Here is a 17,060-nt window from a genome sequence, read left to right as displayed (position 1 = left end):
TTATATTTAATTTAGTACTTTTAAATATATTTCATATGTTTAACTTATATTTTTATTGCGCAGTTGGCGGCGTTACTGGAGCCACAGCCTTAGACGTTAGTGTTATAGTATCTCCAACATTTACCTTAGTCCCTGGATCCTTATCTTGCGTATCAATGATATCTTCATCCTTACCAGGAGCTTTTAAAGTTATATCATTTGCTGCAGCTAACTCTTTTGCATCTTTAACTGTTTTTCCTATAAAGTCCGGAACTTTAACTTGCTCTTTTGGTGGTTCTTTATACTTGTAAATACTAATACCTACAGGAGTACCTTGCTCAACTCTTGTATTTGCAGCAATTGTTTGACTGGAAATTTTACCATCCTGTGCTTTATCATTAGTTTCTATTTCGTTTTTATCACCTAATTTTAAATTTGAATTTTGCAATAATCCTTGTGCCTCATTTAGAGATTTTCCAAATAAATTCGGAACAATTGTTGATTTAAATTCTGCTCCCTTGCTTATTACTAAATTTACTTTGTCACCTTTTTTTGCTGAACTTCCTGCATTTGGATCTTGCCTTATTACTATTCCACTAGCATAGGAATCACTGAATTCAGGTTTAACCTCACCTAATACCAAACCCTTTTCTTCAATATTAGCTTTAGCTGAAATTTTGTCTAGCTCTTTAACATCAGGAACTGGGATACTCTCTAGCCCTTTACTCACCCTAACTCTTACTTCTTTATTAGGTTCTATTTCTGTTCCTTCCTTTGGAGAACAATCTAGCACCGTACCTTTGGGTTTTTCACTATTTTCTTCTCCAATCTCTGTAAAAATCAAACCCTTTTCTTCAACTAACGTTTTTGCTTCACCTTTATCTAACCCGATAATTTTAGGCACCAATATTTGAGCGACTTTGCCTCCCTTTTTATTACCGGAAAGAATACCTTTATATACTATGCCGAAAACACTTATTAGTACAATTAATAAAATTACTGCAACAGATACTATTATCTTTGTTTTATTTTTTTTATTAATTTTGGGGTTTTCATTTTTAGATACCTCTGGTTTTTCATAATCATCTACATTTACAGGTGCCATAACCCTAGTATATTCATTTTCCATGGTATTTGTTGCTATAGTATACTCACTATTCTTTTGTATCCTTTGTAAATCTAAAAGCATTTCATTGGCAGTTTGATATCTTTTTATAGGTTCCTTCTCTATTGCTTTTAGTATTAATTTATTTAAATTTTCAGGAACATTATCATTTATGTCCTTAGGTGGCACAACCGGCTCTTGTATATGCTTTAAGGCTACGGATACAGGACTTTCTGCATCATAAGGCACTCTCCCTGTGACCATCTCATAAAGCACTATTCCAAAAGAATAAATATCCGTTCTGCAATCTACAAAACTTGCTTTAGCTTGTTCTGGCGAAAAATAATGAGCTGATCCCATTACTGTACTAGTATTAGTTATAGTTACAGAACTAGAAGCTTTGGCTATACCAAAATCTGTAACTTTCACTGTTCCATCTTCAGTCACTAATATATTATGCGGTTTTATGTCCCTATGTATAATGTTATTTTTATGAGCACACTGAAGCGCTTTTGCAATTTGAATACCATAATCTATTACCTGGCTATTATTCATGCTACCATTTTGAAGTATAACTTGCTTTAGTGTTTTACCTTTTATATATTCCATTACAATATAGTTAATGTCATTCTCTTGACCAACATCATAAATATTAACTATATAATTTGATGAAAGACTAGCTGCAGAAGCAGCCTCTTTCTTAAACTTTTCCATAAAATCTATATTATTTGAGAATTCTTCTTTTAGTATTTTTACAGCAACATAACGATTAAGCAGATGACACTTAGCTTTATAAACTATCGCCATTCCACCTTCTCCAATTTTTTCAAGGAGTTCGTATCTACTCCCTAACATGGTTCCTATCATCTCTGCACTCTCCTTCAAATACGATAACTGAAATGTTATCGCGTCCACCCTTAGATTTGCTTAAATCCACTAACATTTTGCAGCTAGAGTCATTGTCATTTTTCATAATAATATCATACATTTCATCATAAGTCACATCATTAGTAAGACCATCTGTACATAAGATACACTTAATTACATTAGTCAAATCCACATCAAATAAATCTACTTCTACCGTCTCATTTGTTCCAAGCGCCCTTGTAATTATATTTTTATTTGGATGATTTCTAGCTTTTTCTTCAGTAATAGTACCATTATCTAAAAGTTGTTGTACAAGTGAATGATCTCTTGTAATTTTTGATAACTTTCTTTTATTATCAATAACATAACAACTACTATCACCTACATTTGCAACAACCATCTTATCTTGCTTTTTAAAACAAATTGTTATTGTTGTACCCATGCCACTCAGGGCATCACTCTCACTTGCCACATCATAAATTTTCTTATTTGCAGATTTTATTCCTTCTGAAAGAACTTCTTTTAGATCGGAGCCATGTTGATTGGCCTTTACATACTCTATTATAACCTTAATAGCCAGTTCACTTGCAACCTCTCCTGCATTGTGTCCCCCCATACCATCTGCTACAGCATAAATTTCAAAATCACTACCTTCAAAATAACCTACAGAGTCTTCATTTGTTTTTCTAACATTTCCAACATCTGATAAAACCCCCAGCATTTCTACACCCCCTCATTTACATTATTCCCTTTGATATAGCTTCGCCTAAGTTGTCCACATGCTGCATTAATATCCAGTCCCATTTCGCGCCTTATTGTTGTCTGAATATTATTAGCTTCAAGTACACTCTTAAATTTATAAACTGCCTCATTTGAAGATCTTTTTAACTCATTCTCTTTTATCTCATTAACTGGGATCAAATTAACATGGCATAACATACCCTCTAGTAAAATACTTAATTTTTCCGCATCTAGAAAACTATCATTAAGATCTGCTACAAGCGCATATTCAAAAGTTATTCTTCTATTAGTTTTATTTATATAATACCTGCATGCATCAATAATTTCTGCAATAGAATATTTATTTGCAATAGGCATGCTCCTTATTCTAATTTCATCTGTAGCTGCGTGAAGTGAAATAGCCAGTGTTGTTTGCATATCAATATCTGCAAACTCTTTTATTTTTGGTACAATACCACAAGTAGAAATAGTTATATGTCTTTGACCAATATTAAGTCCATTTTCTGAATTCACAATATCTAGAAATTTTATTACATTTTCAAAATTATCAAAGGGCTCCCCACTTCCCATTAGTACAACATTAGAAATTCTCTCGCCAATTAGCTGCTGTGATTTCATTATTTGAGATAACATTTCTCCCGTTGTTAGGTTTCTAATAAGTCCCCCAATGGTAGAAGCACAAAATTTACATCCCATCCTGCATCCAACTTGAGTAGATATGCATATAGAATTTCCATGTTTATATTTCATAACAACGCACTCAATTAAATTACCATCATTTAGTGCAAAAAGGTATTTTCGTGTATCGTTTATTTTTGAAGTATATTCTTCTACAAGCTCCGGTATTCCTATATAAAAATCACTTTTAAGTTTTTCTCTTGTACCTTGTGGAATATTATTCATATTTTCAAATTGCCAAATCCCCTTATAAATCCAGTCTGAAACTTGTTTAGCTCTAAATTCACTTTCGGAATTACATTTCATCCATTGCTTTAGCTCTGCTAAATTTAAATCTAAAATATTTGTCATTTTATACACCTACCACCATTTTATAATTTTAGGATTTTGGCTATAAAAAACCCATCCATGTACTCATTTGGCAATATAGTTACATACCCCTTATCACTATAGTTTATATTCTTCAGATCTCCATAAAATACTGGCTGAATTTTAAACTCTGGATGATTTTCTATAAACCAATCAATATTGCCTTCATTTTCTTCCTTATTAAGGGTGCATGTAGAGTATACAAGCACTCCACCTTTTTTTAGGTATTTACAAGCATTCTCCATTATTTTTCTTTGCGTAGTCACTATATCCTCTATGTTTTTTATATGCTTACTCCACTTTATCTCAGGTTTTTTTCTAATAATTCCAAGCCCAGAACAAGGTACATCAATAAGCACCCTATCTGCGGATTCCAAAAGACTCGGATCATAAATCCTAGCGTCCATAACCTCACAACTTGTATTTACAATTCCTATTCTATTTAAATTTTGTTTTATTAATGGCAACTTATTTTCATGTAAATCAAATGCAGAAATATGTCCTGTATTCCTCATAATTTCTGCAATGTGTGTAGTTTTACCACCCGGAGCACTACAAAGATCTAATACTTCTAGATTTAGCAAAAGTTCCATAGAATGAGCTGTGAGCATTGCACTTTCATCCTGAACCGTTATGCTTCCTTCATTAAATAAAAGGTTATTCTCTATATTTTTACCTTTTATAATTCGTATTGCGTCAGAACACGCGTAGCCCTTTTCTATATTATAACCATTTTCTATAAGTTTTTCCCATATTTCTTCATAAGTTAATTTCAGAGTGTTAACTCTAACTGTAACATCTGGTTTTTGATTTAAACCACTTAGAATTTCCTCAGCGGTTTCAATACCATATTGCTTTATAAATAGTTTAACTAAAGCCTTAGTGAAGGAATACTCAAAACATAATCTTTCAATATCATTTTTTTCATTATAGTAGGCTGCGTTGTCGCCCCTTAGATAGTTTCTAAGTACTCCATTAACAAGTTGTGCGGCTCCAGCATTACTCATCTTTTTTGTTAAGTTTACAGCCTCACTAACCACAGCAAAGCTTGGGACTTTATCTAAAAACCTAATTTGATAAACCGATATTCTAAGTATGTTTAAAACAAAACTATCTAAGGATTCGAAACCTTTTTTTATAAATCTACTGAGTATTTTATCTATAGTATATTTATATTTTAAAGTACCATAAACTATCTCTGTAACTAGTGCTTTATCTTTATCATTTAAATCTGATTTATTAAGTTCCATGCCTAAAACTATATTAGAATAAGCACTTTCATTTATTACTTTTTCTATAACTACAATTGCTACTAACCTACTATTATTCATGCTATTACCTCAATTTTCTATTTGATTTTTATCTATCGCGACTTAATAAAATAAGACGTATAAGCTGAGAAATTGCCATAAGTGCTGCAGATAAGTACGTCATAGCTGCTGCACTTAATACTGATTTAGCTCCTTTTATTTCATCTCCATAGAGTATACTTTTAGATTCTAAAATTGTAAGTGCCCTACTAGATGCATTAAATTCAACGGGCAGCGTAATTAACTGAAATACTACCACGGCCGAAAATAATATAATACCAACAAATATTAAAGGCTGAACACTTAAAATTATTCCTAATAAAAATAGTACCCAAGATGCATTAGAGCTAAAATTAACTACCGGCACTATTGCGTTCCTTATTTTTAAAGGTGCATAATTTTCTTTATCTTGAATCGCATGCCCTGTTTCATGAGCAGCAACTCCTATAGCAGCAACCGAAGTACCATTATATACCTCCTGGGAGAGCCTCATAACTCGTTTAGAAGGGTCATAATGATCAGTAAGTTTTCCACGCACCAGCTCTACCGGTATGTCAAAAAGACCACCATCATCTAGTAACATTCTAGCTACCTGTGCTCCCGTATAACCATTTGCACTATTTACCTTTGAGTATTTACTAAAAGATGACTTAATTTTAAACTGTGCTAAGGCCGATATAATTATAGCTGGTAGTAATATAATCATAGTACTATCAAAAAAGAACATATACTTCACCTCTCTTTATTTTAAAACCGCACCTTCCTCTATCTTATTTCCTATTATATAGTCTTTAACTTTTAGGGGTTTTTTACCTGGGAATTGTATCTCTTCAATAAGTAAAACACCACTACCCGTGGATACCTTTAATCCCTCTTTTGAAACCTCTATAATACTTCCACTACTTTTATTTGACTGCTCGTTTATCACTCTTGATTTATATATTTTCATTACCTTATCCTCATAATGAGTATATGCAATGGGCCATGGATTTAATCCTCTTATGAAATTGTGAATACTTGCGCTACTTTGCTCCCAGTTTATCACAGCCATTTCCTTGCCTAGCATGGATGCATAGGAGCTAAGCTCATTTTCTTGTTTAACTGGCTCTATTTTATTATTTACTATACCATTTATTGTTTTAATTAAAAGCTGGCCACCACTGCTGCTAAGAATATCATGCAATTCACCGGCAGTAATAGTATTTGTAAGTTCTATTTCCTCTGTTAAAAGTATATCTCCTGTGTCAAGACCAACGTCCATAAGCATAGTTGTATTTCCACTTTTAGACTCACCATCAATTATACACCAATTTATAGGAGCAGCGCCTCTATATTTTGGTAATAATGATGCATGCAAATTTATACATCCGTACCTGGGAATATCTAATATTTCTTTTGGGAGGATTTGACCAAAAGCTACTACTACAATAAAATCTGGTTTTAAGTTTTTTATTAGCTCTATCATTTCCTCATTTTTCTTAAGTTTTAAAGGTTGATATACGGGTATATCATAGGAGCTGGCTAATATTTTAACCGCGGACATTGCTAGATTTTTTCCTCTACCTTTAGGTCTATCTGGTTGAGTAAAAACTGCTGAAACCTGGAACTCATTTATAAGTTCTTGAAGGGCGGTTGCAGAAAATTCTGGTGTACCCATAAAAATTATCTTCATATTATTTCTCCTCTTCATCTATCGCTTTATCTACAAATAAAACACCATCTAAATGATCGATCTCATGACAGAGAGCTCTTGCAAGAAGACCTTCTCCGTTTATTATTATCTCTTCACCATTTTCGTTTATTGCCTTTACTGCTACTTTTTCAGGCCTCTCTACATTTTTTTGTACCCCTGGTATGCTTAGGCATCCTTCATTAGCTATGCTTGAACCCTGCATTTCTAATATTTCCGGATTAATAAGTGCCATAGGTCCATTTCCAACATCAATAACTATTACTCTCTTTAAAATTCCAACCTGTGGTGCTGCAAGACCTATACCTTTAGAATTGTACATAGTTTCTTTCATATCTTTAATTAATAATAATATTCTTGGGTTAATTTCATCTACCACTCTGCTTTTTTTTCTTAATAATTCATCGCCATAGTTTCTAATTGTTCTTATAGCCATAACCAAAACCTCCTTGTAATTAAAACATGCTGCTAGGATTAATATCTATACTAACCCTTATACTAGTATAAACATCTTTAACTAATTCATAAACTAAATTCTTTATATTTTGCGCTGTGTTTTCTTCAATATTTCCTTTAATTATAATCTGCCACCTGTAGAAATTTTTAATTTTAGAAATCCCACAAGGACATGGTCCAAGTAATGTAATTTTATCATTATTTTCAAGCTTATATTTTAAATTTATGCCAACATTTTGTATACTTTTTATTAACAAATTTTCATTCTCAGAACTCATAGTTATGACTAGAATTCTTGTAAAAGGTGGATAATCCATAGCTTTTCTCATCATTATTTCATTTTTATAGAAACTATCATAATCATTAGCTGCTGCATATTGTATAGTAGTATTATCTGCACTGTATGTCTGAATAACCACGCTGCCTTCTTTTTTACCTCTACCAGATCTTCCGGAAACTTGAGTTAGAAGCTGAAATGTTCGCTCAAACGCCCTGAAATCAGGTAAATTTAAGGATAAGTCTGCAGCTATTACCCCTACCAAAGTAACATTTTCAAAATCTAATCCTTTAGCCACCATTTGAGTTCCAATTAAAATATCTGCCTCTCTGTTTTTAAAGGTATTATATATATATTCATAAGAATTTTTATTCCGTGTTGTATCAAAATCCATTCTTAGAGTTTTTGCACTTGGAAAAATTCTATTAATTTCTTGTTCAATTTTTTCCGTCCCAACTCCAAAATATTTCACATAACTACTTCCACAACTAGGGCAAGTTTTACTAATTTTTTCTTTCTCACCGCAGTAATGGCAAGTTAAGTACTCCCCTGAATTATGGTAAGTTAATGAGATATCGCATTTTTTACATTTAAAAACGTATCCACATTTTCTACAAGACACAAAGGTTGAGAAACCTCTTCTATTTAAAAATAATATCACCTGCTCTTTTTTACTTAGAGCCTCGATAATACCTTCGTGTAGTAACCTACTAAACATTGAACGGTTGCCATTCATGAGCTCTTCTCGCATATCAACAATTTCTACTTTGGGCATGGCCGCACCATCCGCCCTATCATTAATAGTAATCAATTCTAATTCCTTTATGGAAGCCCTGTAATAGCTTTCAATAGAGGGAGTGGCTGACCCAAGTAATAACTTACAATTTTCTAGCTCACACTTCATATAGGCTATTTCACGAGCATCGAATTTGGGGTCACTATCCGATTTATAACTGAGTTCGTGTTCCTCATCTATAACAATTAATCCTAAGTTTTCAAAGGGAAGAAATATAGCCGATCTTGCACCAATGGCTATTTTAACACTACCAAACTTTACTCTCATCCATTCATCAAATCGTTCACCATCTGATAACCTACTATGAAAAACTGCTATATCACGTCCAAATCGGCCTTTAAACCGCTCTACCATTTGAGGTGTTAGTGATATTTCTGGTATCAAAATTATAGATTGTTTATTCTCTTTTAACATATAACTAACCAAATTCATATATATTTCAGTCTTTCCACTACCTGTAACTCCATGCATCAAAAATTTTTTCTTTTTAGAATTTATAATAAAATCTACAGATTGCTGCTGTTTGTCATTTAATACTTTTTCTTCGTATCTAGAATAGTTTTTTTCACTATATCTATTAATTGTAATCTCCTGAGTGGTTAGGAATCCATATTTAATCATGGTATTAATTGAGGACAGTGACTGATTGAAATTTTTACTGAATTCATTTTTATTATATTTCATATTATTCAATTGTATTAAGTCATAAATATTTTTATAAGGCTGCTTTAAAAATTTCCCTTCTAGCTCCTTACTTACAATCAACACTTGCATAGTCTTTTTCTTTATACCTTTTGTTATGCCTCTTGGAATAATAACCTTTATACACTCTAAATATGTACAGAGGTACTTTTTTTTCATAATCTTTACAAGTTCAATGTCAGTTAATCTAAGCAATGGCATTTCATCACAAACGCTAGCTATATCCTTAATTTTATTCACATTATCACAGTCTTCATAGAGTTCTAAAACAAAAGCATCTAATGTTTTATTTCCTCTGCCAAATGGTACTTTTACCCTAAATCCTAAAAGGACTTTCCCTATTAAACTAATAGGTATCTTATATGTGAAAACCTTATCTACTTGAACAGAATCGTTATTCACCACAACTCCAGCATACTGATACACACAATCACCCTTTTAATTTATAATTTTCTATAATATAAAAAAGCGCATTAGCGCTTTTTATTTATTAAACTAAACAATTCCCTAGCGACTTGTTTTTTTGCCATTTTGTCTAATGCTATTGGACTGTTATCTTTACTTAGTATAACTACTCTATTATCATCAGTTCCAAACCCAACATCCGATGCTGATATATCATTGGCAACTATGTAATCTAAATTTTTCTTTAAAAGCTTTGCTTTTGCATTTTGGAGTAAATCATTACTTTCAGCTGCAAAACCTACCAATATTTGCTCCTTCTTGTTTAATCCTAATTCTTCCAAAATATCATTATCACGTACAAATTCTATGCTTAATCCATCTTCACTTTTCTTTATTTTACTGCTACTGTAAAATTTAGGTTTATAGTCAGCTACAGCTGCTGCACTTATAACTATATCACTATCTTCATAATGGCTTATTGCAGCTGCCCTCATCTCTTCATTAGTATTTATCCTTATGACCTTTACGCCAAAAGGTACTTTTTCATAAGATGGCCCAGATATTAAAGTTACACTTGCTCCTCTATCTACAGCTTCCCTGGCAATTGCATATCCCATTTTACCTGTGGATCTATTTGTTATAAATCTTACAGGATCAATAGGTGCAATTGTAGGCCCTGCTGTGACCAAAACCCTAGTTCCCAGCATATCTTTTATTGGATACAAATTACTCATTATTATTTCAACAATTTCTTCGGTTCCCGCCAATTTCCCTTGTCCTATATCACCACAGGCAAGTCTTCCTGTGGTTGGCATTATAAAATCATACCCATAGTCCTCGAGCTTTTTAATGTTGTCCTGCAATATGGGATTATTATACATATTCACATTCATTGCTGGTGCAAAAATTACTGGCGCCAATGTTGCCATAATAGTAGTAGTAAGCATATCGTCTGCAATTCCATTTGCAACTTTACCAATTATATTGGCAGTTGCTGGAACTACAACCAGCAAATCAGCTTTTTTAGCAAGAGATATATGTTGTATCTCCCAGGCTTTAGGCTCTTCAAACATATCATGAATCACCATGTTTTGACTTAGTGTTTGAAAACTTATAGGATTTACAAATTCCAACGCTGCTTTAGTCATGATAACATGTACGCAAACATTTTCTTTTCTTAATCTACTAATAACATCTAAAGCCTTATATACTGCTATTCCACCTGTTACACCAATAACTACTGTTTTTGCATTTTCCATACTATTTTATTCCTTCTTGTGTTGTAATAGCTACAATAGCTCCTTCATAAATCTCATGTATAGCTATAGTAACTGGTTTCGTTGAATCCACATGTACAAGTGGACTTTGACCCTCTATTATTTGTCTTGCCCTTTTTGATGTTGCTACAACTAAAGAATACCTGTTGTCAACTCTTTCTAATAAATTTACTATTGATGGGTTAATCATTGAATTATTCATTAATAATTTCCTCCTTTAGAAAATCTCCATTCATTCTATCTACTCTACATCTTTCCGCAATTATAATGCTTTGAATTTTCTCGCAGGCACTATTTACAGTGTCATTTACAACTGCATAATCATATTTTGATACAAAACTAATTTCTTTATGAGCTGATGTAAATCTAGTAATTAAAGATTCTGGGGTTTCACTGCCCCTATTTGTAATTCTATTTTTTAATTCCTCCATGGATGGAGGAAGAATAAAAATAAATAAACCATTTGGATAAGCTGTTTTTACCTTAAGAGCACCTTGAATATCTATTTCAAGTATTACATCTCTACCGCTATCTAATACTTTTAAAACTTCAGATTTAGGTGTTCCATAATAATTCCCATAAACTTCTGCATATTCAAGAAAATCATCTTTCTCGATTTTTTGCAGAAATTTTTCTTTGGTTGTGAAATAGTAGTTTATGCCTTCTATTTCATCATTTCTTGGACTTCTTGTGGTAGCAGACACAGAAACCCAGAAATTGTTTTTTTCAAGAATTGCCTTGCATACAGTTCCTTTACCAGCACCGGAAGGTCCTGAAATAACAATGAGCTGCCCTTTACTCATCATTATTCCTCGACCTCATCTATATGTTCCTCATCTTTAACAGATAACCGGTGTGCAACAGTTTCAGGTTGAACAGCTGATAAAATAACATGATCACTATCAGTGATAATAACTGCTCTGGTTCTTCTTCCATAAGTAGCATCAATTAGCATGCCTCTATCTCTTGCTTCTTGAATTATTCTTTTAATTGGTGCTGATTCAGGGCTAACTATGGCTACCAATCTATTTGCTGATACAATGTTCCCAAAACCTATGTTTATCAATTTTATACTCATTGCGCGCCTCCTGTTATTCTATGTTTTGTATTTGTTCTCTGATTTTTTCTATTTCGCTTTTCATATTAATTACTGTATTTAAAATTTCTAAATCATTAGCTTTTGATGCTATTGTATTAGTTTCTCTGTTCATTTCTTGAATAATAAAGTCAAGTTTTCTTCCAATTGGTTCATCTAAAATTAGCGTTTCTCTCATTTGCTGTATATGACTATTTAATCTTACAATTTCTTCATCAATTCCAGCTTTATCCACAAAAATTGCAACTTCCATGGCAACTCTATTCTCATCAAATTCAACTTCCTTATTTAGAGCATTTAGTCTTTGGGTTAGTTTTGCTTTATACTCATCAAAAACAAAAGGCGATCTTTCCTTAACCTTTTGGACTAACACATTAATTAAATCACATTTAATTATAACATCCTCTAGTAATTTTTCTCCTTCTCTTTCTCGCATAAAAAGAAGAGCTTCAAGGGCTTCTTTTAATGATTGCTCAATCACATCAAAGGTTTCTGATATATCTTCTTCCTTTTGTTTAAGAGTTATTACCTCAGGTAATCTAGCTATTTGAGAAACAGATATATCGCCTTCTAGATTATATTTATCTTTTAAAACTCGAAAGCATTCCATATAACTTTCAGCTAATTTTTCATTCAAATTAGCAAAAGCATCGTCCTTATCATAATTGCCTTGAGTTACAAATACATCAAGTTTTCCTCTTTTTACTTTTTCACCAATTATTTTTCGGATTTTATCCTCAAAAGATATTAATACTCTAGGCATTCTTATATTGGTTTCGAAATATCTATGATTAACACTTTTAATCTCAATGGTAAAGTCTTTACCATCTTTTTCGCAGTTCCCTCTCCCAAACCCAGTCATACTCCTAATCATAACAACGCATCCTTCCAATGTTCATTGTGAACCCTTATAATTATACATAAACTATCACTACAATATCAAGTTAAAATTATAAGTTGTCACTTTTATCAGGATTTTTATTAAAAAAATACTGTAATTTTGTAATTTATTGTATTTTAAAAATAGTATACACTTATAATAAAATATTTCCTATATAACTTATATTATACCAATAATAATACTAATCACCACATTTATTTAGAGATTTTAAAGCTTCTTCTATAATAAACTTATCTTTTGTAAGTGCTATACGGAAATAATCATATCCAAGTTTTCCAAAAGCATTCCCTGGCGTAACCACAATTCCATTATTAGTAAGTAGTTGTTCACAAAACTCATTAGTTGTATAATTTTTAGGTGTTTTGCACCACAAATAAAAAGTCCCCTCTGCATCGAAAAAATTAATGTTTTTTTGTAGTAAAACACTTTTAGCAGCTTCTCGCCTTTCATCATATACTTTTCTCATATTGTAAACATAATCTCGTTCTAAATTAAGAGCAGCAATTGCAGCCTTTTGCACCGGAATAAATTGCCCAGAATCACAATTACTTTTCACCTTTAAAAGAGCATTTATTACTTTAGCATTACCAACAGCATATCCTATTCTATATCCTGTCATATTGTATGTTTTAGATAGTGTTCCAAACTCCACACATTGCCTTTTTATATCATACTGCATAAGACTAATGGCTTTCTTATCCGCCTTAATTATCTCATTATATGCCGAATCATTGCATAAAACAATATTATTATCATAAGAAAACTTTATAATACGCTTATAGAACTCACTACTGGCTACGGCACCAGTTGGATTATTGGGATAATTTATAAAAATAAGTTTACAATTAGTAATTATCTCTTCAGGGATAGTATTAAAATCTAGCATATATCCATTGCTTTGCGTTAAAGGTACAGTATAAGGTATACAGCCCCATAGTTTAGAGCAAATGTTATAAACAGGGTACGCAGGTTCTGGCACTATTACACCATCTCCTACATCACATACTGCTGGAATTATATTGCTTATACCTTCTTTTGAGCCTATAAGAATTATTACTTCATCCAAATCTAGACTTACATCATAAACCTGTTTGTAGTATTTCATAACCGCTTTTTTAAGTTCAATTATGCCATCATAAGGAGGATAATTATTATACCTATAATCTTTCAATCCATATATTAGGGCATCGGTAATTTTTGAATGAACTTCTAAATCTGGATCTCCAATACTGAGGTCAATAATTTTTTTCCCGGTGAGAATTGCTGCATTTTTCATTTCCTCAATTTTTTTAAAATGATATTCATTAACATTGGATAGTCTATTATTTATTTTCATAATATCACCCTTTATACAATTTTTTATTATGTTATTCAGGTGACACTAACTTTGTTACAGTACTTTTATTTATAAAAAAAAGAAGAGTATATTTTAAACTCTTCTTAATTGTTTATCTATCAATAAGTAGTGTATAAATATATTACCTCTTAAGGTAATATGATAAATCTAATAATAAATAAGACTGCTAAAATATAAACTATGGGACTTACTTCCTTCCGCTTTCCTGTTGCTACTTTTACTATTGGATAGAAAATAATCCCTGCTGCTATCCCATTTGCTATACTATAGCTAAAAGGCATTATTGCTATAGTAAAGAATGCAGGAAGTGCTTCTGTAAAATCTTCAAAATCTATTTTAGTTACTGAACTCATCATAAGCACCCCAACTATTACAAGTGCTGGAGCAGTAGCCTCAGCTGGTACTATTCCTACAAGTCCACTAAAGAATAATGAGCACAAAAACAATACTCCCACTGTGGCTGATGTAAGTCCTGTTCTTCCGCCCTCTGCAACTCCTGCCGTGGATTCAACATAGGTTACCACAGTACTTGTTCCCATGAATGCTCCTGCCGTAGTAGCTACTGCATCTGACATCAATGCCTTTTTCATATTTTTCACTCTACCTGTTTCGTCAAGCATGTTAGCTTTTGTTGCTGTTCCTACCAGGGTTCCTATGGTATCAAACAAATCTACTAAACTAAAGGTTATTACAACCATTACTACACTCATTATCGCTGCAAATAATCCTTTACCGGAACCAGCTCCTAAAAGACCTACAAAGTCAAATTTCATAAATGTAGGTGCAAGAGATGGTGGCGCACTAAATACTTGAATTCCTGAGAGTTTAGTAATTCCAAAAGGAATCCCTACTATTGCACTTATGACGATTCCAAATAGGATAGAACCCTTTACTTTTCTAGCCATAAGTATTGCCGTAACAGTTATACCTATTAATGTTACTATTGCACTTGGAGTTGTAAAGTTACCAAATGTTACTAAGGTTTCTTTGCTCCCTACTATGATACCACCACTTTTAAAACCTATAAGTGCAATAAACAGACCAATACCACCTGAAATAGCAAGTTTTAAATTTTGTGGCAAGGCATCCACTATTTTCTCTCTTATTGAGGTAAGCGTTATTATTACAAATAAAATTCCAGATATAAGAACTGCTGCTAGGGCTTGTTGCCATGTATATCCCAGTGTTAAACATACGCTATATGTAAAAAATGCATTGAGTCCCATGCCTGGCGCCTGTGCAAATGGCAAATTAGCATAGAATGCCATTACAAAAGTACCTACTGCCGCTGCTAGACATGTAGCTGCAAAAACTGATGCTACAACTGGATCATTTAGAGCATTAAAGGCTGCTGCCCCATCCCCCTTTATACCAGGTAGATTCATTCCAGCAAATTTGAGAATGTTAGGGTTTACAAATATAATATATGCCATAGTAATAAATGTAGTTATACCCGCGAGTATTTCTGTTTTAACTGACGTATTATTTTCTCTTAGTTTGAAAAGTTTTTCAAATATAGAATCATTGGCCTTGTTTTTTATTGATTTCATTTTTATCCCCTATTCTGTATTTCATTATAGCTTGGATAATGATTACAATTTTATCTTCCGTTTATAGAATAATCCCTCCATTTTTCTTACATTATCATAAATACCTTAAAACTTTTCCATATTCAAGAATCTTAAAATCACTAAAATTTTGGCTGGATTAGTTAAGTATGAAAATCTAGTTTATTTTTGCAATACAAAATAAAACCACTAGGGCTTCTTTAAAACCGTAGTGGATATTTTCTTTTCACAAACATAATATCAAAAATAGACATATTCGTCAATGTCATCACGAATATTTAAATTTAATCTTCTTGTTATATTCGGCTTTTATATCGTCCTCTTTCAAACATACATTCAATTTCTTCTAAGTTTGTGGTGCTAGCAAGTGCAAGCATAAGTTTAATTCTAGCCTTTTGCCCTGGAAGGCTATCTCCAAAAATCACGCCAGCGTTTCTAAGTTCTTTTCCACCACCAGGATACCCATAAGAATCTAATACTCTTCCTTTGAAGCATCTAGATACCATAACTACTGCCACACCCTTTTTTATAGCTATTTTTACCCCTTCTGCCATTTTAGGTGGAATATTCCCTCTTCCCATAGCTTCAATAACAAGCCCTCTTGCACCTTGCTGAACACAAAAATCAATTAATTTTGAATCCATTCCAGCACAAGCTTTTATTAAATCTACTCTAGTTTCTATTTTTTCTGTTAATATATGTTCTTTTTTCAAACTATCTCTATAGAAGATTGCTTCATTATTGTCGACAATCCCTATAGGACCAAATTCTGGACTCTGAAAAGTATTTAGGTGCATAGAATGAGCTTTAGTGACTTCACCCGCACAATTAAGTTCATCATTTAAACACACGAGTACTCCCCTATTGCGTGCCTCCTCTGAAATAGCAGTACAAATAGAGGCTGATAAATTTGCTGGTCCATCATACCCAAGTTCTGAACTATTCCTCATTGAACCTGTAACAATTACGGGCTTTGGATTATCTATAGTTAAGTGTAATAGATAGGCTGTTTCCTCAAGTGAATCTGTACCATGGGTCACTACAACTCCACAGATATCCTCTCGAAGCAGAAAACTTTGTATATATTTAGATAGTTCCATCATGAGTTCGGGTGTCACATGAGGGCCTGGTAAGCTTGAAAAAGTATATGATTCTATTTGTGCATAATTTTCAATTCCAGTAACCATAGACATTATTTCTTCTCCACTTAGAGTCGGAATTGCAGCCTTTATTCTTGGATCAACCGTCATAGCTATTGTGCCGCCATTAAATATAACCGCAACTTTTTTCATTTAAAATTCCTCCTAATATTTAGTCTTAAGATTAATAATATATTTTATGGGTTTTTCTCGGACAAACATATTCTATTTTACAATATATTTATAACAATTACATCTCTTATTTTAAAACTTTGTATCTGATAATAAAATAAAATAAGATATACTTGATGTTACAAGCATATCTTATTTACATCATTGCCATTATA

At 32.5% G+C, this 17,060-nt stretch carries 16 protein-coding genes; all 16 read right to left on the bottom strand.

What is annotated here, in order from left to right:
- Positions 1 to 52: 52 nt before the first annotated feature.
- On the bottom strand, positions 53 to 1,951 hold the full coding sequence (pknB, locus tag ACREV6_RS05190; protein WP_431576951.1) for a Stk1 family PASTA domain-containing Ser/Thr kinase: 1,899 nt from the start codon (positions 1,949 to 1,951) through the stop codon (positions 53 to 55).
- Positions 1,926 to 2,672, bottom strand: a complete 747-nt coding sequence (locus ACREV6_RS05185) for a Stp1/IreP family PP2C-type Ser/Thr phosphatase (protein WP_431576950.1) — start codon at positions 2,670 to 2,672, stop codon at positions 1,926 to 1,928. The genes pknB and ACREV6_RS05185 overlap by 26 nt, the downstream gene beginning before the upstream one ends.
- Before the next feature lie 2 nt (positions 2,673 to 2,674).
- On the bottom strand, positions 2,675 to 3,721 hold the full coding sequence (gene rlmN / locus ACREV6_RS05180; protein WP_431576949.1) for a dual-specificity RNA methyltransferase RlmN: 1,047 nt from the start codon (positions 3,719 to 3,721) through the stop codon (positions 2,675 to 2,677).
- A 20-nt stretch (positions 3,722 to 3,741) separates the two neighbouring features.
- A complete protein-coding gene (gene rsmB / locus ACREV6_RS05175) occupies positions 3,742 to 5,070 on the bottom strand; it encodes a 16S rRNA (cytosine(967)-C(5))-methyltransferase RsmB (RefSeq protein ID WP_431576948.1) in 1,329 nt (442 codons plus the stop codon).
- A gap of 28 nt (positions 5,071 to 5,098) precedes the next feature.
- Positions 5,099 to 5,776, bottom strand: coding sequence for a zinc metallopeptidase (locus ACREV6_RS05170; RefSeq protein ID WP_431576947.1), 678 nt, complete (start codon positions 5,774 to 5,776; stop codon positions 5,099 to 5,101).
- Between the two features lie 15 nt (positions 5,777 to 5,791).
- Entirely contained in the window at positions 5,792 to 6,721 is a 930-nt protein-coding gene (fmt, locus tag ACREV6_RS05165) for a methionyl-tRNA formyltransferase (RefSeq protein ID WP_431576946.1), read from the bottom strand.
- 1 nt (position 6,722) lies between these two features.
- Positions 6,723 to 7,175, bottom strand: coding sequence for a peptide deformylase (gene def / locus ACREV6_RS05160; protein WP_431576945.1), 453 nt, complete (start codon positions 7,173 to 7,175; stop codon positions 6,723 to 6,725).
- Positions 7,176 to 7,194: 19 nt separating this feature from the next.
- Positions 7,195 to 9,396: a primosomal protein N' gene (gene priA / locus ACREV6_RS05155; protein WP_431576944.1), complete on the bottom strand. Its 2,202-nt coding sequence runs from the start codon at positions 9,394 to 9,396 to the stop codon at positions 7,195 to 7,197.
- 47 nt (positions 9,397 to 9,443) lie between these two features.
- The gene (gene coaBC, locus ACREV6_RS05150) at positions 9,444 to 10,634 is read right to left on the bottom strand and encodes a bifunctional phosphopantothenoylcysteine decarboxylase/phosphopantothenate--cysteine ligase CoaBC (protein WP_431576943.1); all 1,191 of its coding nucleotides are present in this window, start codon (positions 10,632 to 10,634) and stop codon (positions 9,444 to 9,446) included.
- Position 10,635: 1 nt separating this feature from the next.
- Positions 10,636 to 10,854, bottom strand: a complete 219-nt coding sequence (gene rpoZ, locus ACREV6_RS05145) for a DNA-directed RNA polymerase subunit omega (RefSeq protein ID WP_431576942.1) — start codon at positions 10,852 to 10,854, stop codon at positions 10,636 to 10,638.
- Positions 10,847 to 11,458, bottom strand: a complete 612-nt coding sequence (gmk, locus tag ACREV6_RS05140; RefSeq protein ID WP_431576941.1) for a guanylate kinase — start codon at positions 11,456 to 11,458, stop codon at positions 10,847 to 10,849. Before gmk ends, rpoZ begins: the two co-directional genes overlap by 8 nt.
- Entirely contained in the window at positions 11,458 to 11,730 is a 273-nt protein-coding gene (remA, locus tag ACREV6_RS05135; protein ID WP_124998964.1) for an extracellular matrix/biofilm regulator RemA, read from the bottom strand. The genes gmk and remA overlap by 1 nt, the downstream gene beginning before the upstream one ends.
- 13 nt (positions 11,731 to 11,743) lie before the next feature.
- Positions 11,744 to 12,622, bottom strand: coding sequence for a YicC/YloC family endoribonuclease (locus tag ACREV6_RS05130; protein ID WP_431576940.1), 879 nt, complete (start codon positions 12,620 to 12,622; stop codon positions 11,744 to 11,746).
- 208 nt (positions 12,623 to 12,830) lie between these two features.
- The gene (locus tag ACREV6_RS05125; RefSeq protein WP_431576939.1) at positions 12,831 to 13,985 is read right to left on the bottom strand and encodes an aminotransferase class I/II-fold pyridoxal phosphate-dependent enzyme; all 1,155 of its coding nucleotides are present in this window, start codon (positions 13,983 to 13,985) and stop codon (positions 12,831 to 12,833) included.
- A 149-nt stretch (positions 13,986 to 14,134) separates the two neighbouring features.
- Positions 14,135 to 15,556 (bottom strand): NCS2 family permease, encoded by a 1,422-nt coding sequence (locus ACREV6_RS05120; RefSeq protein WP_431576938.1) that lies wholly within the window; start codon positions 15,554 to 15,556, stop codon positions 14,135 to 14,137.
- Positions 15,557 to 15,870: 314 nt separating this feature from the next.
- Positions 15,871 to 16,866: an asparaginase gene (locus tag ACREV6_RS05115; protein WP_431576937.1), complete on the bottom strand. Its 996-nt coding sequence runs from the start codon at positions 16,864 to 16,866 to the stop codon at positions 15,871 to 15,873.
- Positions 16,867 to 17,060: the final 194 nt, after the last annotated feature.

Source organism: Clostridium sp. (assembly GCF_050717515.1).
In the GTDB taxonomy this organism is placed as follows: Bacteria; Bacillota; Clostridia; order Clostridiales; family Clostridiaceae; genus Clostridium_AD.
The sequence above is the reverse complement of the archived record's forward strand: the minus strand, read 5'-3'. Positions and strand labels throughout refer to the sequence as shown.